Source organism: Microbulbifer regidiadema (SeqCode), assembly GCF_052466995.1.
Genome location: NZ_CP174297.1, coordinates 3633600 through 3658651 on the forward strand (window position 1 = coordinate 3633600; position 25052 = coordinate 3658651).

General features: G+C 53.8%; 29 protein-coding genes. 15 read left to right on the forward strand and 14 right to left on the reverse strand.

What is annotated here, in order from left to right; genetic code table 11:
• Positions 1 to 22 precede the first annotated feature (22 nt).
• Positions 23 to 2056, reverse strand: coding sequence for a DNA helicase Rep (gene rep / locus ACJJIK_RS15895; RefSeq protein WP_444943320.1), 2034 nt, complete (start codon positions 2054 to 2056; stop codon positions 23 to 25).
• A 153-nt stretch (positions 2057 to 2209) separates the two neighbouring features.
• Between rep and ACJJIK_RS15900 the strand changes: the two genes are divergently transcribed.
• The 6 genes from ACJJIK_RS15900 (at position 2210) to bla (ending at position 5947) form a co-directional block, all read left to right on the forward strand.
• Positions 2210 to 2428, forward strand: coding sequence for a DUF3565 domain-containing protein (locus tag ACJJIK_RS15900; protein WP_444929262.1), 219 nt, complete (start codon positions 2210 to 2212; stop codon positions 2426 to 2428).
• Between the two features lie 2 nt (positions 2429 to 2430).
• A complete protein-coding gene (locus ACJJIK_RS15905; protein ID WP_152450565.1) occupies positions 2431 to 2883 on the forward strand; it encodes a YaiI/YqxD family protein in 453 nt (150 codons plus the stop codon).
• 17 nt (positions 2884 to 2900) lie between these two features.
• On the forward strand, positions 2901 to 3392 hold the full coding sequence (locus ACJJIK_RS15910) for a GNAT family N-acetyltransferase (RefSeq protein WP_444943321.1): 492 nt from the start codon (positions 2901 to 2903) through the stop codon (positions 3390 to 3392).
• Between the two features lie 22 nt (positions 3393 to 3414).
• Positions 3415 to 3972 carry a GNAT family N-acetyltransferase gene (locus ACJJIK_RS15915; RefSeq protein ID WP_444943322.1) on the forward strand — a complete coding sequence of 186 codons (558 nt, stop codon included), beginning with the start codon at positions 3415 to 3417 and terminating at the stop codon, positions 3970 to 3972.
• Between the two features lie 145 nt (positions 3973 to 4117).
• Positions 4118 to 5071 (forward strand): alpha/beta hydrolase family protein, encoded by a 954-nt coding sequence (locus ACJJIK_RS15920; RefSeq protein WP_444943323.1) that lies wholly within the window; start codon positions 4118 to 4120, stop codon positions 5069 to 5071.
• 9 nt (positions 5072 to 5080) lie between these two features.
• Positions 5081 to 5947, forward strand: coding sequence for a subclass B3 metallo-beta-lactamase (bla, locus tag ACJJIK_RS15925; RefSeq protein ID WP_444945075.1), 867 nt, complete (start codon positions 5081 to 5083; stop codon positions 5945 to 5947).
• A 225-nt stretch (positions 5948 to 6172) separates the two neighbouring features.
• On the opposite strand, the gene ACJJIK_RS15930 is transcribed toward bla, so the two are convergent.
• From ACJJIK_RS15930 to ACJJIK_RS15945, 4 genes are all read right to left on the reverse strand, one after another.
• A complete protein-coding gene (locus tag ACJJIK_RS15930) occupies positions 6173 to 6616 on the reverse strand; it encodes a MarR family winged helix-turn-helix transcriptional regulator (RefSeq protein WP_444943324.1) in 444 nt (147 codons plus the stop codon).
• A 7-nt stretch (positions 6617 to 6623) separates the two neighbouring features.
• Positions 6624 to 6911, reverse strand: a complete 288-nt coding sequence (locus tag ACJJIK_RS15935; protein WP_444943325.1) for a putative quinol monooxygenase — start codon at positions 6909 to 6911, stop codon at positions 6624 to 6626.
• Positions 6912 to 7260: 349 nt separating this feature from the next.
• Positions 7261 to 7920, reverse strand: coding sequence for an isoprenoid biosynthesis glyoxalase ElbB (gene elbB, locus ACJJIK_RS15940; RefSeq protein ID WP_444943326.1), 660 nt, complete (start codon positions 7918 to 7920; stop codon positions 7261 to 7263).
• A gap of 74 nt (positions 7921 to 7994) precedes the next feature.
• Positions 7995 to 8825, reverse strand: coding sequence for a helix-turn-helix transcriptional regulator (locus ACJJIK_RS15945; protein WP_444943327.1), 831 nt, complete (start codon positions 8823 to 8825; stop codon positions 7995 to 7997).
• 533 nt (positions 8826 to 9358) lie between these two features.
• Between ACJJIK_RS15945 and ACJJIK_RS15950 the strand changes: the two genes are divergently transcribed.
• Positions 9359 to 10096 (forward strand): YopT-type cysteine protease domain-containing protein, encoded by a 738-nt coding sequence (locus tag ACJJIK_RS15950; protein WP_444943328.1) that lies wholly within the window; start codon positions 9359 to 9361, stop codon positions 10094 to 10096.
• A 111-nt stretch (positions 10097 to 10207) separates the two neighbouring features.
• Here ACJJIK_RS15950 and ACJJIK_RS15955 read toward each other — a convergent pair whose 3' ends face one another.
• Positions 10208 to 11698: a YifB family Mg chelatase-like AAA ATPase gene (locus ACJJIK_RS15955; protein ID WP_444929274.1), complete on the reverse strand. Its 1491-nt coding sequence runs from the start codon at positions 11696 to 11698 to the stop codon at positions 10208 to 10210.
• A gap of 29 nt (positions 11699 to 11727) precedes the next feature.
• Entirely contained in the window at positions 11728 to 11970 is a 243-nt protein-coding gene (locus tag ACJJIK_RS15960) for an accessory factor UbiK family protein (protein ID WP_444929275.1), read from the reverse strand.
• A 447-nt stretch (positions 11971 to 12417) separates the two neighbouring features.
• Between ACJJIK_RS15960 and ACJJIK_RS15965 the strand changes: the two genes are divergently transcribed.
• The 5 genes from ACJJIK_RS15965 (at position 12418) to ACJJIK_RS15985 (ending at position 15863) form a co-directional block, all read left to right on the forward strand.
• Complete coding sequence (locus tag ACJJIK_RS15965) at positions 12418 to 13128, forward strand: TorF family putative porin (RefSeq protein ID WP_444929276.1); 711 nt, start codon at positions 12418 to 12420, stop codon at positions 13126 to 13128.
• A gap of 51 nt (positions 13129 to 13179) precedes the next feature.
• Positions 13180 to 13518, forward strand: coding sequence for a P-II family nitrogen regulator (locus tag ACJJIK_RS15970; protein ID WP_444943329.1), 339 nt, complete (start codon positions 13180 to 13182; stop codon positions 13516 to 13518).
• 52 nt (positions 13519 to 13570) lie between these two features.
• A complete protein-coding gene (locus tag ACJJIK_RS15975; protein WP_444929278.1) occupies positions 13571 to 14830 on the forward strand; it encodes an ammonium transporter in 1260 nt (419 codons plus the stop codon).
• Positions 14831 to 14917: 87 nt separating this feature from the next.
• Positions 14918 to 15256 (forward strand): P-II family nitrogen regulator, encoded by a 339-nt coding sequence (locus ACJJIK_RS15980; protein ID WP_108731383.1) that lies wholly within the window; start codon positions 14918 to 14920, stop codon positions 15254 to 15256.
• Positions 15257 to 15638: 382 nt separating this feature from the next.
• Positions 15639 to 15863 carry a hypothetical protein gene (locus ACJJIK_RS15985; protein WP_444929279.1) on the forward strand — a complete coding sequence of 75 codons (225 nt, stop codon included), beginning with the start codon at positions 15639 to 15641 and terminating at the stop codon, positions 15861 to 15863.
• Between the two features lie 60 nt (positions 15864 to 15923).
• On the opposite strand, the gene ACJJIK_RS15990 is transcribed toward ACJJIK_RS15985, so the two are convergent.
• The 4 genes from ACJJIK_RS15990 to lptM all read right to left on the reverse strand — a co-directional run bounded on the left by ACJJIK_RS15990 (position 15924) and on the right by lptM (position 19265).
• Positions 15924 to 16661 (reverse strand): DUF484 family protein, encoded by a 738-nt coding sequence (locus ACJJIK_RS15990; RefSeq protein WP_444929280.1) that lies wholly within the window; start codon positions 16659 to 16661, stop codon positions 15924 to 15926.
• Between the two features lie 69 nt (positions 16662 to 16730).
• On the reverse strand, positions 16731 to 17561 hold the full coding sequence (gene dapF, locus ACJJIK_RS15995) for a diaminopimelate epimerase (RefSeq protein WP_444943330.1): 831 nt from the start codon (positions 17559 to 17561) through the stop codon (positions 16731 to 16733).
• Between the two features lie 85 nt (positions 17562 to 17646).
• Positions 17647 to 18906 carry a diaminopimelate decarboxylase gene (lysA, locus tag ACJJIK_RS16000; protein WP_444943331.1) on the reverse strand — a complete coding sequence of 420 codons (1260 nt, stop codon included), beginning with the start codon at positions 18904 to 18906 and terminating at the stop codon, positions 17647 to 17649.
• A gap of 11 nt (positions 18907 to 18917) precedes the next feature.
• On the reverse strand, positions 18918 to 19265 hold the full coding sequence (gene lptM / locus ACJJIK_RS16005) for an LPS translocon maturation chaperone LptM (RefSeq protein ID WP_444929283.1): 348 nt from the start codon (positions 19263 to 19265) through the stop codon (positions 18918 to 18920).
• A gap of 107 nt (positions 19266 to 19372) precedes the next feature.
• Here lptM and cyaY point away from each other — a divergent pair, with 107 nt between their 5' ends.
• On the forward strand, positions 19373 to 19699 hold the full coding sequence (cyaY, locus tag ACJJIK_RS16010) for an iron donor protein CyaY (RefSeq protein WP_444929284.1): 327 nt from the start codon (positions 19373 to 19375) through the stop codon (positions 19697 to 19699).
• A gap of 7 nt (positions 19700 to 19706) precedes the next feature.
• On the opposite strand, the gene argH is transcribed toward cyaY, so the two are convergent.
• Positions 19707 to 21131 carry an argininosuccinate lyase gene (gene argH / locus ACJJIK_RS16015; protein WP_444929285.1) on the reverse strand — a complete coding sequence of 475 codons (1425 nt, stop codon included), beginning with the start codon at positions 21129 to 21131 and terminating at the stop codon, positions 19707 to 19709.
• 89 nt (positions 21132 to 21220) lie between these two features.
• On the opposite strand from argH, the gene ACJJIK_RS16020 reads away from it, so the two are divergent.
• Entirely contained in the window at positions 21221 to 22378 is a 1158-nt protein-coding gene (locus ACJJIK_RS16020) for a sensor histidine kinase (RefSeq protein ID WP_444943332.1), read from the forward strand.
• Entirely contained in the window at positions 22375 to 23121 is a 747-nt protein-coding gene (locus ACJJIK_RS16025; RefSeq protein ID WP_444943333.1) for a LytR/AlgR family response regulator transcription factor, read from the forward strand. Before ACJJIK_RS16020 ends, ACJJIK_RS16025 begins: the two co-directional genes overlap by 4 nt.
• A 3-nt stretch (positions 23122 to 23124) precedes the next feature.
• Here ACJJIK_RS16025 and ACJJIK_RS16030 read toward each other — a convergent pair whose 3' ends face one another.
• Both ACJJIK_RS16030 and ACJJIK_RS16035 read right to left on the reverse strand, forming a co-directional pair.
• Positions 23125 to 23733 carry a LysE family translocator gene (locus ACJJIK_RS16030; RefSeq protein WP_444943334.1) on the reverse strand — a complete coding sequence of 203 codons (609 nt, stop codon included), beginning with the start codon at positions 23731 to 23733 and terminating at the stop codon, positions 23125 to 23127.
• Positions 23734 to 23895: 162 nt separating this feature from the next.
• Entirely contained in the window at positions 23896 to 25047 is a 1152-nt protein-coding gene (locus ACJJIK_RS16035; protein WP_444929289.1) for a PilT/PilU family type 4a pilus ATPase, read from the reverse strand.
• Between the last annotated feature and the right edge of the window lie 5 nt (positions 25048 to 25052).

Here is a 25052-nt window from a genome sequence, read left to right on the forward strand (position 1 = left end):
TTTGATTAATGTATGGGCCATATTAATCAAACATACTCAACAAAGACCCCAAAGTTTCCTCTCCCTTCGCCTGATTCTGCTCCGGTGTCGCCTTGCCAAACCCCTCTAGCAATACATCCTCTTCCGGCAGCTCGTCGATAAAGCGGCTGGGCGTGGTGTCCTGGGTTTCGCCGAACTGTTTGCGCTTGCCGGCCAGGGTCATAGTGAGGGTGCGCTGGGCGCGGGTGATGCCCACGTAGGTGAGACGGCGCTCCTCTTGGATATTGTCGTCTTCGATACTGTTGCGGTGGGGAAGTAAGTTCTCTTCCATACCGATCATAAACACGTGCGGGAACTCCAGGCCCTTGGCGGCGTGCAGGGTCATCAGACTGACCTTATCGGTGGCTTCCTCTTCCTCCTGGCGCTCCAGCATGTCCCGCAGGATTAGTTTGGAGATGGCCTGTTCCAAGCGAATATCCTGCTCCAGCTCATCGTCGGTGCCCTCCATAATCTTGTTGAGGCTTTCCAGCAACCAATACACATTTTCCATGCGCTTCTCGGCCACCTTCTCGCTGCTGGCGTTTTGTGAGAGCCAGCCGGCGTAGTCGATATCTTCCAGCATTTCACGCAGGGCGCCATTGGCGGTGGTATCGCGACAGTTGCGCTGTACCCCTTCGAGCCACAGGGCGAAGCGGTTTAGGCGCTCATAGCCCTGCTCGTTGATATACTCCTTAAAACCCAGTTCCGAGCAGGCCTTGAACATGGAGATCTCGCGGCCCTTGGCATAGTTGCCCAGGGCTTCCAGGCTGCTGGTGCCTATCTGGCGGCGCGGAGTGTTGATAATACGCAGGAACGCATTGTCATCGTCCGGGTTTACCAGCAGGCGCAGGTAGGCCATGACGTCCTTGATCTCGGCACGGGCGAAGAAGGAGGTGCCGCCGGACATCTGGTAGGGAATCTGGTGTTCCTGCAATTTCATTTCGATCAGGCGCGCCTGGTGATTGCCGCGATAGAGCACGGCAAAATCCATAAACTTGCAGCCGCGACGGCTCTTTTGCAGGAAGATCTCGTTGGCGACGCGCTCTGCCTCCTCGTTTTCATTGGCCACTTTGAGTACGCGGATCTCTTCCCCCAGACCGCGATCGGACCACAGGGCCTTGTCGAACTCATGGGGGTTGTGGGCGATCAGGTGGTTGGCCACCTTGAGGATACGGCTGGTGGAGCGGTAGTTCTGTTCCAGCTTGATCAGGCGCAGGTTGGGGAAATCGCTCTTCAGCGCACTCATATTCTCCGGGCGCGCGCCGCGCCAGGCGTAGATAGACTGGTCGTCATCCCCCACCACAGTGAGGCCGCCGCGCCCGCCCACCAGTAGCTTCACCAGTAGGTACTGGGAGTTATTGGTGTCCTGATACTCGTCCACCAGCAGGTAGCGAATCTTCTTGCGCCAACGCTGCAAAAGCTCCGGGTCCTTGTCGAACAACTGCACCGGCAGCAGGATCAGGTCGTCGAAGTCGACCGCATTGTAGGCTTTGAGGGCTTCGCAGTAGCGGTCGTAGGCGATAGCGATGGCCTGCTCACCGGGGCTCTGCGCCTGTTCCATAGCGCGGCGCGGGGTGAGCATATCGTTCTTCCAGTTGGAAATCTGGTTCTGCACCCGGTCCAGCAGGTCCGTATCCAGGTCCCCATCTCTCAACATCAGCTCTTTGATCAGGGCGCGGGCGTCTTCGGCATCGAAGATAGAGAAGCCCGGCTTAAAGCCGGCGGCGCGGTATTCCTTGCGCAGGATATTCAGCCCCAGGTTGTGGAAGGTGGACACGGTGAGGCCGTGACTCGCCTTGGAGCGCTTGCCATCCGGGCCCGCCAGCAGCTTGCCGACCCGCTCTTTCATCTCCCGCGCCGCCTTGTTGGTGAAGGTGAGGGCGGCGATATTGCGCGCGGCATAGCCACACTGCTCGATCAGGTAGGCGATCTTGCGGGTGATTACGCTGGTCTTGCCGGAGCCGGCGCCAGCCAGTACCAGGCAGGGGCCATCGACATACTTCACGGCTTCGGATTGGCGGGGGTTGAGCTGGGTCATAGATGGAGCTGTATCTTCGCGTAGCGGAAAACGGCAGATTCTAGCAGCCTTGACTCAAATCCTCCCAGCACCAGTGTGAACGATCGGCCACGCGTATACTTTGTGCCTGGGATTGGCTATAACTGCGCCTTATTTCCCGCTTGTGTAACCTCCATGCAACAACCTATTGCCGGCTACCACCTGGATGAAGAGGACCACTGGGTGGCGGAACTCGCCTGTGGTCATTTCCAACATGTACGCCACAATCCCCCCTGGACCAACCGGCCCTGGGTAATCACTAAAGAGGGGCGCGAGTCCATGCTGGGATTCCAGCTCAATTGCAAGAAATGCGATGAGGGCGCAGCGCCCGATACGCTCGATAAGGTTGTATAGCCATGACAAAACTCTGGGTCGATGCCGATGCCTGCCCGGTCGCCATCAAGGAAATCCTGTTTCGCGCCGCCGAGCGCACCGCCACCGAATTGACACTGGTGGCCAACCAAGCGGTGCGGGTGCCGCCGTCGCGCTATATCCGCTCCGTGCAAGTCACCGCCGGCTTTGATGTGGCGGATAACGAGATAGTGCAGCGCTGTGAGGCGGGGGACCTGATTATTACCAGCGATATTCCCCTGGCCGCAGAGGTGATCGATAAGGGCGCAGAGGCCTTGAATCCCCGTGGGGAGCGTTACACCAAAGCCAATATCCGCGCGCGTCTGAATATGCGGGACTTTATGGATACCCTGCGTTCCAGCGGCGTGCATACCGGCGGACCTCCGGCCCTGAGTCAGGCGGACCGCAAAGCTTTCGCCGATCAGTTGGACCGGTGGCTGGCGAAGAGCCGCAAGTAACTTTAAAGGGAATTGCCGTGGAGAACTTGAGACTGAAACCAGTGCAGGAGTGGCAACTCCCAACGTTGATGTCCTGGCTATCAGATAGGGAGCAGTGCCAACAGTGGGGTGGTCCCGATTTCAGGTTTCCGTTCGAGGGGAGGTCTTTTTTGGAGGATTGTCGTTGGCCTGAGTTGCCCAGCTACGCACTTCAGGGCAGCAGCGGTGCTGTGCTGGCTTTTGGGCAGTATTACCAACACCTGGGCCGCTGCCACCTAAGTCGCTTAATTGTCTCGCCCAATCATCGCGGAGCTGGATTGGGGCGTGCGCTGGTAGTACAGCTTGCACAAACAGGAGCCAGAGCCCTGGATGTAATCGAGTGCTCTTTATTTGTCCTGCGTACTAATCTAGCGGCACGGACTCTCTACCAGAAATTGGGCTTTGAGGGAGCTGCATATCCAGGGCAGCGAAAATGGCTGGATCAGTGCGATTTTATGGTTGCACCGTCTAAAGGTTTTCAGCAGAAATAAAATATTGAATAGCGAATATTCCATGCCTGAATTAATACAACCCACGACTGAACGCTTACAGCTGCGCCAGTGGCGAGAGGAAGATAAGCCTGTATTTGCCGAAATGAATGCCGACCCTAAGGTGATGGAGTTCTTCCCCTCATTGCTGACGCGACAGCAGAGTGATGCCGGTGTGGATCGCAGTATTGCGCATATTGAGAAATACGGCTGGGGCTTTTGGGCCTTGGAGCTGAGAGACACCAACGAGTTTCTCGGATTTGTCGGTATGAAAAATGTGACCGAAGATTTGCCCTTCACTCCAGCGGTAGAGATTGGCTGGCGCTTGGCCTTTTCCCACTGGGGAAAAGGCTATGCCAGTGAAGCTGCACAAGCATCTTTGGATGTAGCTTTTAATACCCTGAATCTCAGCGAAGTCGTTTCCTTTACTGCATTACAAAACCTTCGTTCCCAGCGGGTGATGGAGCGGCTGGGTATGCGGCGGGATTCTCTCGTCTTTGAACATCCACTGGTCCCCAGCGAAAGCCATCTACAGCGGCACTGCCTTTATCGCTTAAGTGCTGATAATTGGAAAAAAGCTTGATGTGATTAGCTTCAATTAGCTCGGGAACCATTACTTTTTCTTGGGTTCGGAGAGGGGGTGAATATGAGGTTCACCTCCTCACCAACAATAACCAAGCAAATATAGCCCCACCATTAATTTCAGGTGAGGGCAGGGAGTTCTCGCTATGGGTTTTCTTAAATCGGCCTTTATAACGGCAACGGGTTTTCTGCTAGCGACTTTGCATATCGGCGTGTCCGCCGAACCTCTACTTAAAGTCAGTAAACGCCCTGATGGATCAACGCTTTACTGGTCTTTAGAGCAACCATCGGCTAACGGGAAATATGGTTTGTTCCTGATAGCCCAGGGATCTGGCTGCTTACCTGCTGTTAAAAATACTACTATCCAACAGGCTAAAGAGTTAGCGGCAGGATATGCAGTTTTACTGGTAGAAAAATATGGTGTAACTCACTCTGACAGCCCGGAAGAGCAATTTAACGATTGTTCAAAAGCGTATGTAGCTAACCACACGGTTGAGCAGCGTGCGGTAGATGTAGAGCAAATTGTCGACGAACTGCGCGGGGCTGATTGGTGGAATGGCAAACTGGTCCTGTTCGGCGGTTCCGAAGGTGGTGATCTTGTTGCACGACTGGCGCCGAGACTAAATCCCGATGCGGCAGTGGTCTTTTCCAGTGGATTGGGGGAGTCCTTTGCTCAGGTGTTAAAGAGTTTGGTTCCACCCCACGTAGCTAAAGAGGTCGATACCAAGCTCGCCTATGCCCGAGCTAACCCAGAAAGCGCGGAAGTCTGGGGTGGAAACTCTATGCGTTGGTGGGCCGATGTCGTCGATCGGGTACCGGTCAACGATTTATTGAAGAGCCATGCCCCCGTATTATTGATCCAGGGGACAGAAGATAAATCTGCCCCGCTCAGTTCCGGCCGAGCAACACGAGATGCCTATGCATCAGCCCGACGTTGTGAGCTGACTTATTGGGAATACCCCGGTTACGATCACTATATGACGGATACGGATGGTGTTAATCACCGGAAAGCAGTTTTTGCGCGAATTGCTGGTTGGATTAAAAGTACCCTGCTCAATGGGGCCCCGGGGTGTATCTCAGATGCAGAAAAAAGAGACTAATAGATGAATATAAGAATCAGATTAGCCGCAATAGTAATGGCAGCTTATTCCAGTTTTTCGGCTGCGGAAAATTTTGCTGTCTTGCCGCAACTGGAAAATTACAAGGTGCCGAAATCCTGGCGCCGGCCAGTAGCGCCGCTAAAGATTGCAGATACCACTTGGCAAATAGGTACCGAGGGGATTACCTCACTGTTATTAAAAGGCAAAGAGGGGGCGATTCTAATTGATGGTGGCATGGAGCAGACGGCCGAGCACTTATTGGAGAATATGCGCAGATTGGGAGTTGCCCCCACGGACCTAAAATTAATCTTGCACAGCCAAGCCCATGCAGACCACATTGGTTCTATAGCTGAGCTAAAACGTGTGACGGGCGCTCAGGTGGTAACCAATGCCGAGTCAGCGGTGTTAATGGCTCGCGGCGGCGCCAATGATATACACTTTGCCGACGAACTTTTATATCCGCCAATAAAGGCGGATCGTATTCTGCATGATGGCGAGCAAGTGGTTCTAGGGGACTTGCGTCTACGCGTACATTTTATCCCAGGCCATACCCCGGGCAGTATGGCCTGGACCTGGGAAGACAAAGTGGATGGTAAAATTACAGATGTAGCCTATGTTGATAGCCTTTCAGCGCCCGGTTATCAACTGATTGATAACCGCCGCTACCCCAATATCCTAGAGGACTTCCGTACAAGCTTTACCCGTGTGCGGGATTTACCTTGTGATTTACTACTTACCCCCCATGTACCTGCCAGCGGCTGGGAGTTTAAAAACACAGCTGTACAGAAAAAATCAGTAAGCTGCCTTCAGTATGCACAGAAAGCGGAAGAAAAATTAAATGAACAGCTAGAAGCTGAAAAATATTCTGCTGACTAGATATTGGCGCTACAAAACATGGCTCGGCAAATTAATGCCGGGCCAAAAATTGATGTACCTTTGGCACAAGATAGAAATACATTAGTGGGACCAGAATAGCGGTCATTATTAGTGCTTTTAAACCAATTGCAATTTGCAATTCCAGTGCCTGCATCCCCAAAAGTAATAGAGTAACAATAGGGTAAACCAATGCCCAGATACACAGGACGTGTAGTAAGGATTTCTTCACCTGTTCAATTCCTTCATAAATTTAGAAATTATCTTAAAGTATCCTGGTAGTATTTCCTGTAGAAACTTTTTACCGCTCCTGGTGAGTGCTACACATTTTGCTCTACCATCGCTGGAGTCTGCTTCCATAGCGATAAGCTCATCTTCCAGCATACTTTTCAGGGTTCTTGTCATTACCGGCCGAGAAACATCAATGCGTTCTGCAATTTCTGAGGCTAGTAAACTGTCTCTTTGAGGCTCCCGGTCGATAACGATCATTACCAGGAAGCGTAGCTGGGAGGTTCCGTGTTCGGAAAAATAACCCTCAAGCTCCCGCAATAGTAGGCTCGCATCCCGCATCATACTAAGCGCGTCCTGAATGGCAGCGGGATCTTTTACAGAAAATCGTTTGGAGTATCCCTCAACCATCTGTTGTGAGGGAAGTTCTTTGAGAAAAAACATAAGGGTATTAAGCTAACCTCTCCAGCTTATTGATCTCCACAGGCTCTTTTAGCCACTCTTGATAGGCTTCGAATATCGGAGTGATATAAGGCATAGCGTAATGCTTGTCTAAGTCTTTCTGACTGCGCCACTCCTCGTATAAAAACAGGTGTTTCCCATCCTCGTGTACTGCAAACTTCAGGCAGCCATCTTCCTCCAATGTATTAGCTACTATGGACAGGATGGCCTGCTTGGCTTGCATGAAGAACTCCGTCTTGGGGGAAATCTTGGCAATAATGAATAGATGCTCGTTCATATCTAGTGCCCTTGGATGCCTGTGGTTATCATGATAACTATATAAGTGGTTGTGTCAACTGATCGCCCCACCAGTAAATGTGACGGAAAGGAAATGTTGAGTGCTCAAAATTAGATGGTTAAAAAGAGTCGATCACTACACATTTGAACTTTTAAGGTACTGTATACTAAGTTGTTAGATAAATGATTGGTTGATCCATGAACGATCACATAATAACTACTAATGATTTGTTTCTAATGAAATCAATCCCTACAGCATCCCATGATCTTCGATTTTTTAAATTATCAATACCATAAGCTAGCAATTAAGAATATAGGCTCTCACCCATCAGATGAGAGCTAACCAAAAATTATGCCATGCTAATGATATCAGAAACTAATCTAGTGATACCCTTGTATATATCTGGCAGCTTAGCTTGGTTATCCATGTATGCGGGAGTGCTAACGATTTTATTTTTTTGATCAATGATACATGCGCTAGTTTGGCATGCTTGATGCTGTACACCCAGTTTAACCAATTCACTCGCGACACCTTCATCATTCCCAACGGTCATGGCTGGTTTTTTATTACCGATAGCCAAAGCCAGTATGGCTGGTGCAATACATATCGCGCCAATAGGTTTTCCTGAATCATTGAAATCGATGATTTTTGATATTACAAGTTCGTTGATGGATGCGCCGCTTCCATCGAAGGCAAAGGTGGATAGATTCTTAGCCAAGCCAAAACCACCAGGCATAATCAAAGCATCAAATTCAGAGGTATTCAAAAAGCCAAGTTCTTTAATATTGCCTCGTGCAATTCTTGCAGATTCTTCTAATACGCTTCTCGCCATACCCGTCTGTTCTTGACCTGTCATATGATTAACAACATGATGCTGGTCAATATCTGGGGCAAAGACTTCGTATTGAGCGCCCGCCAACTCCAATGCCAGCAGAGTTAGTACGGATTCTCTAATTTCAGATCCATCGAGATATCCGCAACCAGAGAGTATTACGGCAATCTTTTTCATACATGAGTCCTATAAATGTATATGAGGTTAATTTCCTCATATACATTGTACCAACGATGGTCGTAGCTCATAGGTCAAATAGCAGTCATCTCTTCTCCAAAATCGTTCAATCTGGTCTTTCTTAATTCACTTGGTGTTATTCCAAACAATGTTTTAAACTGTTCGGTAAATCTTGATTGGGATTGATAGCCGCACCTTTCTGAAATTGAACTAATCTGATCCATTGTTGTTTGAATCAAATGCAGTCCATGGCCGAGCCTAGCCCTACTTTTAATTGCCTGGGTACTAGAGCCTTCTGCCTTCAGTTTTCTTCTCAAAGTGGATTCACTCATAGCCAATCTTGATGCAAGATCCTCTACGCACCATTTAGAAGCAACATTTGAACTAATAATCTCGAATACTTTATGACTTAGACTGGGAGCTTGGACCAACTGGGATATTTCTGTATAACCAGCCATATAGATTAACTGGAGCATTTCTTTTCTTCGATAATGTATAGACTCAGCCGGTGCTAAAGCAGACCATTCAATAAATTGAAACAGAGACTTTTTCATGGATTTAGTAATTTTTCCATTGACATGTGTACAATTTGATACATATTCATTATGGAATTGCTCAAAGTCGCTGTAATCAAACTCTAAAAGAATCGCGAAGTATTCCTGATTATCTGGGATATTACGCATGTCCACTTTCGGGCTGTTCGAAAGAAAGACAAATGACCCGGTCTTACACGTAACTTCGGAATTCTTGCCTAACTCTTTAGAGCCGGATAGTACAAATATTAGTAATGGTTTAATAACTGGAACATTAGCAATGCATTGCTCCTTATTTGATGAATATACAGAAAATGGTAAATTTTCTCTTTTGCTGGAAATAGATCTGGCCAGTTGGATTAAATTACACATGATTACACTTACATCCCTTTACAGTGCACCGATAAACGGGCTTTTATCTCTTCTCAAAAAAAAGCCCCATAATAGGGCATAAACTGTCGCGGATAAACTTGATGTCCTTTATCCTACTTGTATTGCCATTTTTTTCAACCTAGTATTTTTTTATATCTGATTTGTATAAATTTGATTCTAAAATTTGGATATCTATGCAGTGAACAATTTATATCAATTGTAACTATTTGATATACGGCTCTAGTCCTGTATGTTGGTTCCTATTACTGGATAGTCCTGATTTTTTATGGCGTTTCTCTGCGTCAATTGTTAGCCTGCTTTAAACTCAAAGAAGATCATAAGCATAATTAAAGTAATTTCGTCTGGATTGAGTATGCTAGGCCTATAAATGTAGCTAAGCTGGCAACACAAGTTTTAAAATAGAAAGCAGCAAGAAATATCAAAAGATAACGCAGACACTTTTGTATGCTCAGTCTCAATTGTTTACATGTATGTATTAATACGCAAAGTGGTCAATAATTGAGGATGCGAAAGTGCCTTTTAGAAACAGAAAAGTAGCTGATCCCCTACCCTCGCCTGAAGAGGTTGCAGGAACCCATAGAATTCTCGCCAGAGTTCGCAGCCAGGCATATGGTAGTACCAGAATCAAGCTGTTTTCACAGTCTCCCGGGAGCGGAGTTTACACTGTGCTGGCAAGGAACCAGGCTAGCGGGGGGATTTGTTGTGCGCTATCGCTTTATTGGCTTAATGGGCAACTCAATGACCCAGTTAACAACCAGGATTACTTAGATTCCTTAATGGGGCAAGGCGGGAGAGGCATAACTAATGCCATAATGCCGGCAATACAATTGAATAACAAGATAAAGGCGCCTGATACTCAACTACAGGACGCCAATATTTGGTTGCACGATAGTGGCTTCACTGGGGCAGTTAAATCTAGAAAAGTCGTAAGTTGGGTATCAGCGGGGGTCGGTGACTATTTTTGTGAGGCGCCATCGGTTAATCCATATCGTTTAATTGCTATCCGAGGTGGCTGTAACCACGCTATGGCCCTGGATCTTGTAAATTTAGAATTTTTTGATCCAAATATAGGCGCATTTCAATTTGGGCACTTGATGCACCTTAAAAATTTTTTGAACAATACAATTTTCCCTCTGGCAAACCGAGCAACCGGGAGTAAGGAGTCAAATTATTTGGGGAGACACTATTTTTCTTTGGCGCAGATGGGATGCTACAGAAAAAATATTAATAGCCACTACTTCAACGCTTGAAATGTCTCGATCCTAATCGCTCTGAAGGCTCCCTAGGACGGGCCTTCTTACGGAGCTGTTCCGAGACTCCCAAGCTATTGCCCGACCGGCTATGTACACTGTATTGGCCGATTAGGCTTTAGCCGTTTGGCGCCTATCCAAATTGCGATAGGCCAATGCCTCGGCAATTTGCGCGCTACTGATACTGTCCAGGTGAGCGAGGTCGGCCAGGGTGCGCGCCACTTTGAGTATTCGGTGGTAACTGCGTGCGGAGAGCCCCAGTTTTTCCACCGATTGGCGAAGTAACATTTTTTCCCTTTCCCCCAGGGCGCAGTGCCTTTCCAGCTCTGCGCCTTGTAACAGGTTGTTGGTTTTACCCTGTCGCTGTACCTGTCGCTGGCGCGCACTATCCACTCTCTCTCTCACGGTAATGGAGGCCTCGCCGGGCGCGGCATCCTGTAATTGCAGAGCATTCATAGCACCCACCTCCACCTGCATATCGATACGATCCAGCAGTGGTCCTGAGAGCTTGTTGCGATATCGATCTATCTGGTCCGGAGTGCAGCGGCAGCGCGGCTCGCCTAAATAGCCACAGGGGCAGGGGTTCATAGCCCCGACTAGCTGAAAGTGGGCGGGGTAGGTGACTTGAGCCCGCGCGCGGGAGATACGGACTTCGCCGTTCTCCAGGGGTTCCCGCAGTATCTCCAGAGCGTGTCTGGGAAACTCGGGCATTTCATCGAGGAATAGTACCCCCCGGTGGGCGAGGGATATCTCACCGGGCCTCGGGGTGCTGCCACCGCCGACCAGTGCCGTGGGCGAGGCGCTGTGATGCGGGGCCCTGAACGGGCGCAGGCTCTGGTGAGGCAGTCCCGCACTGGAGTAAACGCTCGCTACCTCTAGAGACTCTTCAGTGGTCAGAGGGGGCAATATGCCGGGCAGGCGGCTGGCCAACATGGTTTTACCGGTGCCGGGAGGGCCGTAGAAAAGCAGGTTGTGGCCGCCAGCTGCGGCCACTTCGAGGGCGCGACGAGCTTTTAGCTGGCCGCGCACATCGGCCAGGTCCGCACACTGGTGCGCCTCGACAATAGGCTCGGCAGCCGCGCTGGGCATGGCTTCGCGTCCATGCAACTCGGCGCAAACCTCCAGTAGTGAGCCGGCGGTGCCGACTGCGCCCGTGGCCAGTGCGGCTTCAGCCCCATTTTCCGTCGGCACCACCAGCTTGCGTTCCTCGCCGGTGCAGGCGACGGCGGCCGGTAAGCTACCACGCACTTCCCGCAGTGCGCCGGTGAGGGCCAGCTCGCCAATAAATTCATAGCGCTCCAGGGGTTCGGTGGGCACCTGGCCCGAGGCGCTGAGGATGCCGATGGCGATGGCTAAGTCGTAGCGGCCGCCCTCTTTGGGAAGATCGGCGGGGGCCAGGTTGACGGTAATGCGGCGCTGGGGGAAGTCGAAATGGCTGTTAATTAAGGCGCTGCGCACCCGGTCGCGACTCTCCCGCACCGCCGCCTCCGGCAGGCCCACAATATGGAAAGCGGGAAGGCCGTTGGCCAGGTGGGTTTCCACCGTGACGAGGGGGGCGGAAACCCCGAGCTGGGCCCGGGCATAGGTGACTGAGAGGCTCACGATTTCATCCTTGAAATGGCTCCCTGGGCTTAGTCCTCGGCGGCGTTGTCCCGCTGTGTCAGGGCCTGCTCCAGCATCTCGACTTTATCTTCGAGTCGCGCCAGCTTTTCCCGAGTGCGGCGCAGTATCTCCACCTGGGTGTCGAACTCCCGCTGGGAGACCAGTGGCAATTTATCCAGTGAGACTTCCAGGGCGCTGCGCAAGTCGCTGGTCACCACCGCGCCCTGTTGTTGTAGCTCTTTCAGCAGCTGTTGCAGTTTATCTGCTGCCACGGGCAGTTCCTCGCTAAATGGGTGGGTATGAATAGCACCGGATTGTAACCCAGTGCATTTTTCCGCAAAAGCAGCCTACCAGCGCACTGTTCTGAGTGCACCTTAATCTTTTCCTCCCAACTTCAGTGCAGGGGCGCAATGGGAGTTCCATGTTGGTGCGCAGCGCCGTCTGCGAGTCTCTAATCGTACCGATTTTATTAAGCGGATTGCTTCTAACTTGTTGATTTTACTTGTACTTGCGGTGTTGGCATCAAGTCTGCAACCAATATGTAAACAGTCTGTGCCGGCGTCCCATTCACGATCATTGCGAGCCTGGGAAAGTCGCACTTCACGAGACGCAAGCGACTCCCGTCACACTCGACCGTAAAGGGCTGATGGCAGGCGGCGCTCCTAAAGCACTCGAAATAACCGCTTAAAAAGTCTTGGAGAATCACAGTGGAAAATAAAATGTATAAAGTTGCCACTCTCGTCACCGGTGCCGTTCTCGCTCTCGGCGCAAACCTGGCGATGGCCGCCGAGGGCGCTCCCAGTATCAGTGCCAATATCGGCATTGTGTCTGACTACAAGTTCCGTGGCATCAGCCAAACGGACGGGGGCCCGGCCCTACAGGGGGGGATCGATGTCGATTTTGCCAATGGCCTCTATATCGGTACCTGGGCATCCCAAGTGGATTTCGATTACGGCTCCGATGAAACCGACTACGAGCAGGATTTTTACGGCGGTTATAGCGCGGACATCAGTGACACTGTCAGCTTTGATCTGGGCTATATCTATTACGCCTATCACGGCGGCAATGCAGATGAAGATTATCAGGAGGTATACGGCAGTCTGAGTTTCTCGGATTTAACTTTAGGGCTCGCTTACTCCGATGATTATTGGGCGGATACCGGTGAGTTTTATTACCCCTATGCGGAATATAGCTTCGCGCTTCCGTCAGACCTTTCTCTCGATTTACACCTGGGACTCAACCTGTTCGAGGAGGAGGGCTTTCTCGATGGGTCTGATTCCTATCTCGATTACGCCATTACCCTCAGTAAAGCCTTTGACGCTTTGAGCCTGAGCGCTTCTGTCGTCGGCACCGATGCCAGCGATAGGGAGTGCTATGAGACCGACTGGTGCGAACCTTCACTGCTCGCCGCTGCGACTTATACCTGGTAACACAAAAGGGCCTGTGCCTCAGCGCGGGTCCATTTTTCTTTGGGGGATGCCATGAAATTAATTACCGCAGTGATTAAACCCTTCAAGCTGGATGCTGTGCGAGATGCCCTGCGGGAGGTGGGGGTTAACGGTGTAACGGTTACTGAAGTGAAGGGCTTTGGTCGCCAGAAAGGGCACACGGAATTGTATCGCGGCGCCGAGTATGTGGTGGATTTTCTGCCGAAAACCATGCTGCAAATCGCGGTGGCAGATTCGCAACTGGATGCGGTAATCGAGGCAGTTGGTTCCAGCGCGCAGAGCGGCAAGATCGGCGATGGAAAAATTTTTGTCGCAGAGCTTGAGCAGGTTGTGCGCATACGCACCGAGGAAACCGGTAGTGCGGCTATTTAGTCAGCAAGCAAAAAATAATTTTAAAAATATCCAGATTTGAACGGAGAGAAATATGGAGAATCATCTTTTTCAATTGCAATACGCAGTTGATACTTTTTACTTTCTCATGTGTGGTGCCCTGGTTATGTGGATGGCCGCCGGCTTTTCCATGTTGGAAGCTGGCTTGGTGCGCTCCAAAAACACCACAGAAATTCTCACCAAGAATGTGGCGCTGTTTGCGATCGCCTGCATTATGTACCTGCTGACGGGCTACGCCATTATGTACGACGGCGGCTGGGCGCTTGCAGGTATTGAGGCGTTTAGTCTGGAAAGTGTTCTCAGCGATTCCGCTGAAAATGGTTTTGAAGGCGACTCTGTGTATTCGGCGGCTTCAGACTTTTTCTTCCAGGTGGTTTTTGTGGCCACTGCGATGTCGATTGTCTCCGGTGCGGTTGCCGAGCGTATGAAGCTGTGGAGTTTCCTGGCTTTTGCGGTGATTTTGACCGGCTTTATCTACCCGCTGGAAGGCGCCTGGACCTGGGGCGGCCAAGATGTTTTCGGTCTGTATAACCTCGGGGATCTCGGTTTCTCCGACTTTGCCGGTTCCGGTATCGTACATATGGCGGGTGCGGCGGCCGCCCTTGCCGGTGTTCTGCTGTTGGGCGCGCGCAAAGGCAAATACGGCCTCAAGGGGCAGGTGTATGCCATTCCCGGCGCTAACTTGCCGCTGGCGACCCTGGGTACCTTTATCCTGTGGATGGGCTGGTTTGGCTTTAATGGCGGCTCGGTATTGAAACTGGGGGATGCCACCAGCGCACACAGCGTCGCTATGGTATTTGTAAATACCAATACCGCCGCTGCCGGCGGCGCTATTGCCGCACTGATTACTGCGCGTATCCTCTTCGGCAAAGCGGACCTGACCATGTTGCTAAATGGTGTTCTGGCGGGCCTGGTGGCAATTACCGCAGAACCTTCAACCCCGACGGCGTTGCAGGCAACCCTCTTCGGTATGATCGCCGGGGTATTGGTGGTCTTCTCTATTATCACCCTGGACAAGCTGCAAATTGATGATCCGGTGGGGGCGATTTCCGTACACGGAGTGGTCGGTTTGTTCGGTTTGTTATTGGTACCGGTGACCAATAGTGACGCCAGCCTTAGCGGACAGTTGATCGGTGCACTGACTATCTTTGCCTGGGTATTTATCAGCTCTCTGGCGGTGTGGTATCTGCTCAAGCGGGTGACCGGCATCCGTGTGAGCGAAGAGGAAGAGCAAGAGGGTGTTGACTTGACCGAATGCGGAATGGAAGCTTACCCGGAATTTATGAGCAAATAAGTTAACAGTGCCGGTGCTGCCCCACAAACGGGGCAGTGACCTGGGTAAGGTTCTCTCGACGAGGACGAATCAGGGGAAATACTCAAGATGAAATTGATTACGGCTGTAGTAAAGCCCTTCAAATTGGATGATGTGCGCACTGCCCTGTCTGAAGTGGGCGTGCAGGGAATGACCGTCACCGAAGTAAAAGGTTTTGGGCGCCAAAAGGGTCATACCGAACTCTATCGTGGTGCCGAGTATGTGGTGGACTTTCTACCAAAGGTAAAACTGGAACTCGCCGTAGATGACGAGATGGTGGACTCTGCGGTTGAGGCAATTACCAAGGCGGCACAAACCGGCAAAATTGGTGACGGTAAAATCTTTATTACGGCGCTCGAAGAAGTGATTCGTATCCGTACCGGTGAAACCGGTAGCGAGGCGGTGTAGCTCGTTTGGCCGCGCTTTTAGCGCCTGGCGATTGAGCGCTAAAGGAAGCCCCGCAAGGGGCTTTCGCCACACTTCTACTAATCCCCCATCCCGCTTTGCGCTATTTGCGCTGTCTCTTTTCCCTGTTTCCGCTATAGGCTGGGCGCAAAAAACTGCATAACTAACCGAAATACTTCCACTCCTATTCGCAACAAAAAACTCTACAGCCTCCTCCTTGTGCCACTGGCAGCGGAGTGAGGAACTGCCTATATATTAATCGCCGCTTATTCAGGCGGTAGGGGATTGCCACCGAAAGTGGTTGTCAGTTTTGTCGATGTCGCGGGAGAGGGGCGGCACAGAGGTACTCCCTCTGTAACAGGAGTAAAGGTTACAGGGTTTTGTTATGAAAGATGGTTATGAAGATCCCGGCAAGAACGCTCGCAGCAAGGACTCCGAGGAATTTGCCGAAGAGCGCAGTATTACTTCGCGCCGGCGTGCCAGAAGCCAGTTAAGTTCCGATGTAGAGGCGTTTCTCGCCGGCGGTGGTGCGATTAATGAAGTTGATCCCGAGGTTACCGCCGATCCCCCGCGCAAACCGCAACCCAAATATGGCAGCCGCCCTATCTAAATTTTAAATTTCCCGTCTCACTGTCGTGCCGTCGGCGGACGTGGCGACAGTGATCGCAGCTTACCGATTGAGCAGTTTTGGCAGCAGGCGCTCCAGGACTTCACCGATATAGGACAGAAATAAGGTGCCCAGGCTGGAGCGGTAGTATTGGGGATCGGCAGAGCCCACCGCCAGGGTACCCAGTTGATTGGCCAGCGGCACTACCGCAGCAGAACCGATATGTTGCGCACTCTCGGCAAACAGGAACTCTTTTTCCCGCTGGCGCAAAACACCACAGATGGGGCGGCCGTTGCGAATAATGCCGCCAATTGTCCCCTCGGCATCGGCCAGGGTACTGGTTTGAACTCGCCCCAGACTTTGGCGGGGGGCGGAGATGGGCTCGAACAGGGTCAGGCTGGTGAACTCGACGTTGAAGTCGGAGGCGAAGCTGGCATAGAGCGTCTCGGTGACCTCCGCAATATTTTCAGCTTCCAGCAGTGCCAGGATCAGTCGGCGGCTATTGAAGAACAGCTGGTCGTTGTCCCGGGCATTGTGCAAAAGCTGGTCGAGGCGCTGGCGCATCTCGATATTGCGCTCCCGCAGCAAGTGGGTTTGGTGGGTCATCAGTGACACGGTTTTGCCATTTTCCCGTGGCAGCTTGATCGTCTCCAGCAGCTCCATGCGCTCCTCAAAGAACTCCGGGTTTTGCACCAGGTAGCGGGCCACCTGCCGCGCAAGCAGTTTATCGTCGCGCTGGACTTCCTTTTGAGCGTCGCCGGCAATCTCTTCGAGGGGTCGATTGGCGTCTGTGTGTTCCATTGTGTTTGCTTTTTCCGACACGGGTGCGGGGCAGCGGGCGCTTGACGGCCAAATATCCCCGACAGTGGTTTAGAGAATAATCTGCCCGTGAAAAACCGTGGTCGCGGGCCCGGTCATAGTAACGGGCTGACCCGGTCCGCTCCAGTGAATTGTCAGTGTGCCGCCGGGGAGGTGCATATCGACTTTGTCATCCACCAGGCCGCGCAGACGGGCGTATACCATGGCGGCGCAGGCCCCGGTGCCGCAGGCGCGAGTTTCGCCAACGCCGCGCTCAAATACTCTGAGATGTGCTTCATTGCGCGTGTCTACTTGCAGGAAGCCGGCGTTGACCTTTTGCGGGAAACGCGGGTGCCGCTCGATCAGGGGGCCCAGCCTTTCCAGCGGTGCCGAGGCGATATCTTCAACCAATAGGACGGCGTGGGGGTTACCCATAGATACGGCGCCAATGGTGAAGGTCTCGCCATCGACTTCGAGCGGGTAGGACTCGGCGCGGCGATCGGCAGAAAAGGGCACCGCCTGCGGTTCGAGAACCGGCTCCCCCATATCGACACTCACCTGATCGCCGTCGAGCACTTTCAGGTGTAGCAACCCGGCGGCAGTTTCCACCAGGATATTTTTCTTGCCGGTGAGGCGGCGCTCGCGCACGAAGCGGGCAAAACAGCGGGCACCGTTGCCGCAGTTCTCTACTTCACTGCCATCGGCGTTAAATATTCGGTAGCGAAAATCTGCTTCGGGGGTGCGGGGCGGCTCTACCAGTAGCACCTGGTCGCAGCCTACGCCGAGGCAGCGATCCGCCAGGCGGCGGATCTTTTCCGGGGTCAGTTTGATTTTTTGGCTGACGCCGTCGAGCATCACAAAATCGTTGCCGAGCCCGTGCATCTTGCTGAATTTAACGCGCATTCCATTTCTCTGTTCGTATTTATTATCCGCTGCGTTGGCTGCGGTTTGGGGCCCGGGCTGAAAATGGGCCCCACTGCGATGCAAGTCACTGATCAGGCTTTTGGGGTACCGTGGTTTCACCGCGAACCAAGTCAGCAAAAGTCTCCCGCTCACGCACCAAGTAAGTTTTGTCGCCATCCACAAGCACTTCAGCGGCGCGACAGCGGCTGTTGTAATTGGAACTCATGGTGAAACCGTAGGCACCGGTGGACAACATGGCCAATAACTGGCCCTCTTGCAGCGATTGAGAGCGGTTTTTGCCGAGGAAGTCGCCGGTTTCACAGACGGGGCCGACAATATCCCACAGGGTACTGTCACTCTCGTCCGGTGTCACTGGCACAATATCCTGCCAGGCCTGGTAGAGGGCCGGGCGCAGATTGTCATTCATGGCCGCGTCGACGATAGCAAAATTGTGCTCTTCGGTGCGTTTCAGGTATTCGACCCGAGTCAGCAGGGCGCCGCCATTGGCGGCAATAGAGCGCCCCGGTTCAAGAATCAGGGATAAATTGCGCGCGCCGATACGCTGGTGCACCGCCGCCAGGTAGTCGCCAATCGGCGGTGGCTCTTCACCGCGATAGCGCACGCCGAGGCCTCCGCCCAGGTCCAGGTGCTGCAAAATTATTCCCAGCTCGGCGAGCTGGTCGACAAGGATCAGCAGGCGGTCGAGGGCATCGAGAAACGGTGCGATTTCGGTGAGCTGCGAGCCGATATGGCAATCCACACCGGTAATTTTCAGGTGCGCGGAAGCCGCCGCGCGTTGATAAACTTCGATCGCCTTATCTATGGCGATGCCAAATTTATTTTCTTTGAGGCCGGTAGAGATATAGGGGTGGGTCTGGGCATCCACATCGGGATTGACCCTGATGGAAATCGGCGCGGTCTTGCCACACTCTGCGGCCACCCGCTCCAGCCGATCAATTTCCGCCTCCGATTCAATATTGAAGCAGTGTACGCCCACTTCCAGAGCGCGGCGCATCTCCTCTGCAGTTTTACCCACCCCGGAAAAGACGATGCGCGCTGGGTCGCCGCCGGCGAGCAGCACCCGCTCGAGTTCGCCGCCGGACACAATATCAAAACCCGCGCCCAACTGTGCCAGCAGCGACAGAATGCCCAAATTGCTATTGGCTTTTACCGCGTAGCAGATAAGGCCGGGGCGCTCGCCGAGGGCCTCGGCGTAATCCCGGTATTGCCGCTCAAAGTGTGCGCGGCTGTAGACATAAGTGGGGGTGCCGAAGCGCTCGGCAATTTGCTCTAGGGAAACCTGTTCAGCCCACAGGCTGCCATCGCGATAACTAAACTCTCTCATTTTACCGATTCTTACTCTGCTAAATCTTCCTCGACATTGGAGTCATCCGCTGTACCGGATTCGTCGTCGACCTCGATAGTGGGGCCGCTCTCAATGGTGTTATCGATATCGAAGTCGGACTCATAGCCGTCTTCGGATTCAATTTCGTCGACCGTTTCCAGCGCTTGCTCTGCTGCGGAGCCGGGCTCGCCGGGCTGCGCCGCAGGGCTGGTCGGTGTTGTCTGCGGTGGGCCGCCGGGAATATTGCTGGCGGGCATGGCGGGGTCCTGCGGCAGATAGAGGGGCCCTTTTTGGCCACAGCCCAGCAACAGCGCTGTAGCGCTGATGGCGATAGATAATAGAGAGAGTCGTTTGAGCATTGATAACATCCTGGGAGTCGGAGATTCGCAGCGGTAACCGGCAAAAGCCTGATAGTATAGCGGCCCACCTGATTCAACAAATTACACGGTAACAGAAGTAAGCAACGATGAGCCAAGCGGAATATGATGCGGCTGTGGAGCAGACCCTAATCGGTATTGAGGATGCGCTCGATCACTGCGATTGGGATATCGACTACGAACGCAGTGATGCGGTGCTGACCCTGACCCTGGAGGACAATGGCAGCCAGGTCATTCTCTCGCGCCAGTCCGCCAACCGGGAGTTGTGGGTTGCGGCCAAATCCGGTGGCTACCACCTCTCGTTTGAAAATCCCGGCTGGAAGTGCACCACGACTGCTGAAGACCTGCCCACTTTACTCGACCGCGTATTGAGCGAGCAGCAGGGCGAGCAGGTTTCTCTCGGTTTATCCGCCTAAACAGCGCTTAGGCGCGCTGCGCAATCTCCTCCCGCGCGCGCTGACAGGCCGCGCGCACTTGATTCGGAGCGGTGCCGCCAATATGGTCGCGGGCCGCCACTGAACCCTCCAGAGTCAGCACCTCAAATACGTCGTCGCCAATCTCTGTAGAGAATTGTTGTAGCTGGGCCAGGCTGAGTTCGGCTAGGTCTTTGTCCTGTTCAATGGCAAAGGATACCGACTGGCCGACAATCTCGTGGGCATCGCGGAAGGCCACCCCTTTGCGCACCAGGTAATCGGCCAGATCCGTCGCGGTAGAGAAGCCCTTGGCCGCAGCCTCCAGCATATTTTCTTTCTTCGCCTTGAGTGCCGGTGCCATATCGGCAAACGCGCGCAGACAATCCAGCGCGGTATCGGCGGCGTCGAACAGCGGCTCTTTATCCTCCTGGTTGTCCTTGTTGTAGGCCAGCGGCTGGCTCTTCATCAGGGTGAGCAGTGCGATCAGGTGACCGTTGACCCGGCCGGTTTTTCCGCGCACCAGCTCCGGTACATCGGGGTTTTTCTTCTGCGGCATGATGGAGGAGCCGGTGCAGAAGCGGTCGGGCAGGTCGATAAAGTCGAACTGGCTGGAAGTCCACAGCACCAACTCCTCACTGGCGCGGGAGAGGTGGGTGAGCAGCAGCGCCGCGAAGGCGCAGAATTCGATGGCGAAATCCCGGTCGCTGACCGAGTCGAGGGAGTTCTCCGTGGGAGCGTCGAAGCCCAGCAATTCCGCTGTGCGCGCGCGATTGATCGGGTAGCTGGTGCCAGCCAGCGCAGCGGCGCCCAGCGGCGAGCGGTTAACCCGCTTGCGGCAATCCATCAGGCGCTCGAAATCCCGGCTCAGCATGGCATTCCAGGCCAGCAAGTGGTGGCCAAAAGTCACCGGTTGCGCGCTCTGTAAGTGGGTAAAGCCGGGCATAATGGTATCGGCTTCGCGCTCGGCCAAATCGACCAGGCCGCTTTGCAGGCGGGTCAGTTCCGCCGCGATCAGGTCGATGCGCCCGCGCAGCCACAGGCGGATATCGGTTGCCACCTGATCGTTGCGCGAGCGGCCGGTATGCAGTTTCTTGCCGGTGGCGCCAATGCGCTGGGTCAGGCGCGCTTCGATATTCATATGCACGTCTTCGAGCTGTACAGACCAGGGAAATGCCCCCGCTGTTATCTCCTCGGCGATGCCTTTCAGGCCATCGGCTATCTTGTGATATTCATCAGCACTTAATACCCCCACTTCTGACAACATCTGCGCGTGGGCAAGTGATCCCTGGATATCTTCCATGGCCATACGCTGGTCAAAGCTCACCGAGGCGGTAAATCGCTCGACAAAGGCATCGGTGGCTTCGCTAAAGCGGCCACCCCAGAGTTTGGCGGCGGGATTGTTGGCGGACTCGGAAGGGGATTTTTCGTTACTCATGGTTTTCCTGGCTGCATTGAGATGAAAGGCTGGGGAGCTTGGTGATATCTTGCGCTTGGAACTTTGGGACAATCAAGAATAACAACTGCATGTCATTTCCCTGGCCGCTGGGCATTATAACGCAGAAAATTCGAAAATATCGCGCAGGAAATAAGGATTCTGCGTTTTCCGGGCAGGCCCCCTTCTTACCGGACCTCTGTAGCGTGACCTCTCTGGCAGCGTTGGTGCTGATGGGGGAGTTGTTGGCCCTGGTGCTGGTACTGGCTCTGGATGGTTTGCGTGAATTCAGCTGGCAGCGCCTGGGACTGATTTCTCTGGTGGTTCAGTGGGTGATACTGCCCTCGGCTGCGCTGCTGTGCCGGCTGCGGCCCAGTCTGGCCAAGATGTCCCACAAGCTCGCCGGCGGCTTGAGCTTTATCGCGGTATTATCGGTGTTGATATTGGTAATGGCCGTGCAGCGCTATCTGCGCGCGCTACTGTTGCAGACCAGTTTCAACAGCTGGGGGTTTGCCGGCGACTGCCTACTCGGCGCTATCTGTGCGGGGGTGGTTTTGCGCTACGCCTACCTGCAACAGCAGCTGTACAACCAGCAGCAGGCGGAACTCGGCGCTCGAATCGAAGCGCTGCAATCCCGAATCCGCCCCCACTTCCTCTTTAACAGCATGAACAGCCTGGCCAGTTTGATCGCTGTTGATCCGGATCGCGCGGAGCGGCTGGTGGAGGATTTGTGCGTATTGTTTCGCGCCAGCCTCGCCGATCCGAAACTGGTGCCCTTGGCGCAGGAAGTGACGCTGGCCCAGCGCTATCTGGAGATTGAAGCCCTGCGCCTGGGCGAGCGCTTGCAGCAGCGCTGGCAGATTGGCGAGGGGCTGGATAGTGTCCAGCTGCCCAGTATGTTGCTGCAACCCCTGCTGGAAAATGCGGTATTGCACGGTGTGGCCCAGCTGCGTGCAGGCGGGGAGATTGCGGTGCAGCTCTCGCTGGAGGAGGGCATGCTTAATATCGCGATTGAAAATCCGCTGCCGCAGGTCGGCGCCGCGCCGACAAGGGCGGGTAACGGCATGGCGACAGAAAATATTCGTCAGCGCCTCAGCGCTTACTACGGTGATCGCTTCAAATTTACCGCCAGTCGGGAGCTGGGCCGGTACCGGGTGCTACTGCGGCTACCCTTGTCCCCCCGGGCGGTGGACCCACAGGAAATAGCGATCGCCACAAATTCCAACAAAGCTATTGAGGTGATGGAGTGACACAGTTGCGTGTACTGATTATTGATGACGAGCCCCTGGCTCGGGCCCGCCTGCACCGGCAGTTGGAGAGAGTCGATAATTGCAGCGCTGTGGGGGAGGCGGCAGATATTGAAGCCGGACTGGCACAGGTACATGCGCTCGACCCGGATCTTATACTGCTGGATATAGAAATGCCCGGCGGCAGTGGCTTGCAGTTGGCCCAACAGCTGTCCAGTCTTCCGTGCCCACCGGCAATAATTTTCTGCACCGCTCACGATGAGTTTGCTCTACCCGCTTTTGCCACTTCAGCGGCTGGTTATCTATTGAAACCTGTGAACGTCGAACAGCTGCGCGAGGCGATTGCCGGGGTACAGCGTCTGAGTAAACCCCAGCAGCAACTGTTAACAAAGCGAGAGCGGGACGAACCCCGGGGCCGCAGCCGCATTAAGGCGATCAGTCGTCTGGGGGTAGAGCTGCTGGAGGTCGACTCGATCCGCTGTCTGATCGCCGACAGCAAATATGTGGTGGCCTACCACCCCGCTGGAGAGACCATTCTGGATGAGTCTCTGAAAGAGCTGGAGGGAGAGTTTGGCCCGCGCTTTGTGCGTATCCACCGCAGTGCGCTGGTGGCGGTGCAATATATTGTTGGCCTGCGCCGGGACGGTACAAATTATCGGGTGGAGTTGGAGGGGGTGACGGCGGCGCCGCTGGTAAGCCGGCGCATGTTGCCCTCGGTAAAAAGCCTGATTGCAGAAATTTGCTAGGGCTTAACTGTTCCCGCGCATAAAAACGGCGAGCACTGCTGCCAGCATTGATAGCGCAAAACAGACTCTGATGATTCGCGCCTGTCTGGGCTTATAAAAAACTGGCCGCAGGCTTCCCCCCAAACACAGCCAGATAAAATCCACCGCAGCGGCTACCAGTAAACAGACCAAACCCGTGGCGAAATAGCTTGGGCCACTCTCTCCGAACGGCAGTAAAAATTGGGAGAAGAGGGCAAGGAAGGCGGCATAGGCCTTGGGGTTTAATAAGTTAAAAATAAATCCATCAAACAGCGACGGGGGGTGCACGGCTGCCGCTTTGCCCTGTTCCAGTAGCGGGGCCGTGGCAATTTTAATCGCGATATAGCCAATATATAAGGCACCGCAAAGCTGTACTAGCAGGCGCGCCTGTGGCCAGGCCGCGAGCAGGGCGGCGATACCGGCGGTTGCCCCGACTATAGCAACACTGAGGCCGAGCAGGATACCGATAAGAAAGCGGCCGCTTTTTTTCACTCCAAAGGTTGCTCCCGAGGCGGCCAGGGCAAGTGGCGCGGGCCCGGGGGAGCCGAGTAACAGAGCGGTTGCGGCAATAAGTGAGAAAAGTGCCTCTAACATAATTGTACTCGCGGTCTTATCAGTTGATTAAAGTGGGAGGCAGTAAATATCGGGCGGCACCGGCTCCTGGATCGGGGCGTTAGCGGAGGCGGATTATAGCGGGTGCGAACCGTTTACAGACCGGATTGTCTGTAAACGGTATTGATCTGGCAGGATTGGGGGCTAGTAGAGCTGGGGGCCACCGTCGCCGTACTCTGAGTCATTTTGCAGGCTCAACTCGCCGGCGGCACTATTTAAGTACTCGGCATCGGATTCGGATTTGAGCTTAATCATCAGGCGCAAATCGTTGGCAGAGTCGGCGTGGGACAGGGCATCCTCATAGGTAATTTCTCCCCCATCGTAGAGCTCGTAGAGGGCCTGGTCGAAGGTCTGCATGCCCTGCTCCCCGGAACGCTTCATCAACTCCTTGATCTTATCCACCTGGCCCTTGCGAATCAGGTCCGACATCAGCGGGGTATTGATCATGATCTCGAGACAGGCGCGGCGGCCATCGCCATCGGGGGTCGGTACCAGCTGCTGGGCCACCATCGCCTTCAGGTTGAGGGACAGGTCCATAAACAGCTGCTTGTGGCGGTCCGCCGGGAAGAAGTGAATGATCCGGTCGAGGGCCTGGTTGGCGTTGTTGGCGTGCAGGGTACACAGGCACAGGTGGCCGGTCTCGGCGAAGGCGATGGCGTGGTCCATAGTCTCGCGGGAGCGCACCTCACCAATCAGGATGACATCCGGCGCCTGACGCAGGGTGTTCTTCAGGGCGACCTCGAACGACTCGGTATCCAGGCCCACTTCGCGCTGGGTCACAATACAGCCGCGATGTTGGTGGATAAATTCGATCGGGTCCTCAATGGTGATGATATGGCCCTTGGTGTTCTCATTGCGGTGGCCGATGATGGAGGCGAGAGAGGTGGACTTACCGGTACCGGTGGCGCCCACAAAAATGATCAGCCCGCGCTTGGTCATGGCCAAGTCTTTGAGTACGTCGGGCAGGCCGAGCCCGTCGATGGAGGGGATTTTGGTTTCGATGCGACGCAGTACCATGCCCACCAGGTTGCGCTGGAAGAAGGCCGATACCCGGAAACGCCCCACATTGCGCACGGCAATCGCGAAGTTCAGCTCCTTTTGCTCGGCAAATTCGCGCCGCTGTTTCTCGTTCATGGTGCTTACCACCAGCTCGCGCGCTTTTTCCGGTGTGAGCGCGGTGCTGCTACAGGGCACAACGCGGCCGTGCAGTTTGATGGAGGGCGGCACGCCTGCCGTGATAAATAAGTCCGAAGCACCTTTCTCTACAACCAGTTGTAGGAGTCTTTCAATATCCATGCTGT

What these genes read in the sequence shown, in the direction of transcription:
- rep (WP_444943320.1), bottom strand. Translation starts at nt 2,056, where the DNA reads ATGACCCAGCTCAACCCCCGCCAATCCGAAGCCGTGAAGTATGTCGAT.
- ACJJIK_RS15900 (WP_444929262.1), top strand. Translation starts at nt 2,210, where the DNA reads ATGCAACAACCTATTGCCGGCTACCACCTGGATGAAGAGGACCACTGG.
- ACJJIK_RS15905 (WP_152450565.1), top strand. Translation starts at nt 2,431, where the DNA reads ATGACAAAACTCTGGGTCGATGCCGATGCCTGCCCGGTCGCCATCAAG.
- ACJJIK_RS15915 (WP_444943322.1), top strand. Translation starts at nt 3,415, where the DNA reads ATGCCTGAATTAATACAACCCACGACTGAACGCTTACAGCTGCGCCAG.
- ACJJIK_RS15920 (WP_444943323.1), top strand. Translation starts at nt 4,118, where the DNA reads ATGGGTTTTCTTAAATCGGCCTTTATAACGGCAACGGGTTTTCTGCTA.
- ACJJIK_RS15930 (WP_444943324.1), bottom strand. Translation starts at nt 6,616, where the DNA reads ATGTTTTTTCTCAAAGAACTTCCCTCACAACAGATGGTTGAGGGATAC.
- ACJJIK_RS15935 (WP_444943325.1), bottom strand. Translation starts at nt 6,911, where the DNA reads ATGAACGAGCATCTATTCATTATTGCCAAGATTTCCCCCAAGACGGAG.
- elbB (WP_444943326.1), bottom strand. Translation starts at nt 7,920, where the DNA reads ATGAAAAAGATTGCCGTAATACTCTCTGGTTGCGGATATCTCGATGGA.
- ACJJIK_RS15945 (WP_444943327.1), bottom strand. Translation starts at nt 8,825, where the DNA reads ATGTGTAATTTAATCCAACTGGCCAGATCTATTTCCAGCAAAAGAGAA.
- ACJJIK_RS15965 (WP_444929276.1), top strand. Translation starts at nt 12,418, where the DNA reads ATGTATAAAGTTGCCACTCTCGTCACCGGTGCCGTTCTCGCTCTCGGC.
- ACJJIK_RS15970 (WP_444943329.1), top strand. Translation starts at nt 13,180, where the DNA reads ATGAAATTAATTACCGCAGTGATTAAACCCTTCAAGCTGGATGCTGTG.
- ACJJIK_RS15975 (WP_444929278.1), top strand. Translation starts at nt 13,571, where the DNA reads ATGGAGAATCATCTTTTTCAATTGCAATACGCAGTTGATACTTTTTAC.
- ACJJIK_RS15980 (WP_108731383.1), top strand. Translation starts at nt 14,918, where the DNA reads ATGAAATTGATTACGGCTGTAGTAAAGCCCTTCAAATTGGATGATGTG.
- ACJJIK_RS15985 (WP_444929279.1), top strand. Translation starts at nt 15,639, where the DNA reads ATGAAAGATGGTTATGAAGATCCCGGCAAGAACGCTCGCAGCAAGGAC.
- ACJJIK_RS15990 (WP_444929280.1), bottom strand. Translation starts at nt 16,661, where the DNA reads ATGGAACACACAGACGCCAATCGACCCCTCGAAGAGATTGCCGGCGAC.
- dapF (WP_444943330.1), bottom strand. Translation starts at nt 17,561, where the DNA reads ATGCGCGTTAAATTCAGCAAGATGCACGGGCTCGGCAACGATTTTGTG.
- lysA (WP_444943331.1), bottom strand. Translation starts at nt 18,906, where the DNA reads ATGAGAGAGTTTAGTTATCGCGATGGCAGCCTGTGGGCTGAACAGGTT.
- lptM (WP_444929283.1), bottom strand. Translation starts at nt 19,265, where the DNA reads ATGCTCAAACGACTCTCTCTATTATCTATCGCCATCAGCGCTACAGCG.
- cyaY (WP_444929284.1), top strand. Translation starts at nt 19,373, where the DNA reads ATGAGCCAAGCGGAATATGATGCGGCTGTGGAGCAGACCCTAATCGGT.
- argH (WP_444929285.1), bottom strand. Translation starts at nt 21,131, where the DNA reads ATGAGTAACGAAAAATCCCCTTCCGAGTCCGCCAACAATCCCGCCGCC.
- ACJJIK_RS16020 (WP_444943332.1), top strand. Translation starts at nt 21,221, where the DNA reads ATGTCATTTCCCTGGCCGCTGGGCATTATAACGCAGAAAATTCGAAAA.
- ACJJIK_RS16030 (WP_444943334.1), bottom strand. Translation starts at nt 23,733, where the DNA reads ATGTTAGAGGCACTTTTCTCACTTATTGCCGCAACCGCTCTGTTACTC.
- ACJJIK_RS16035 (WP_444929289.1), bottom strand. Translation starts at nt 25,047, where the DNA reads ATGGATATTGAAAGACTCCTACAACTGGTTGTAGAGAAAGGTGCTTCG.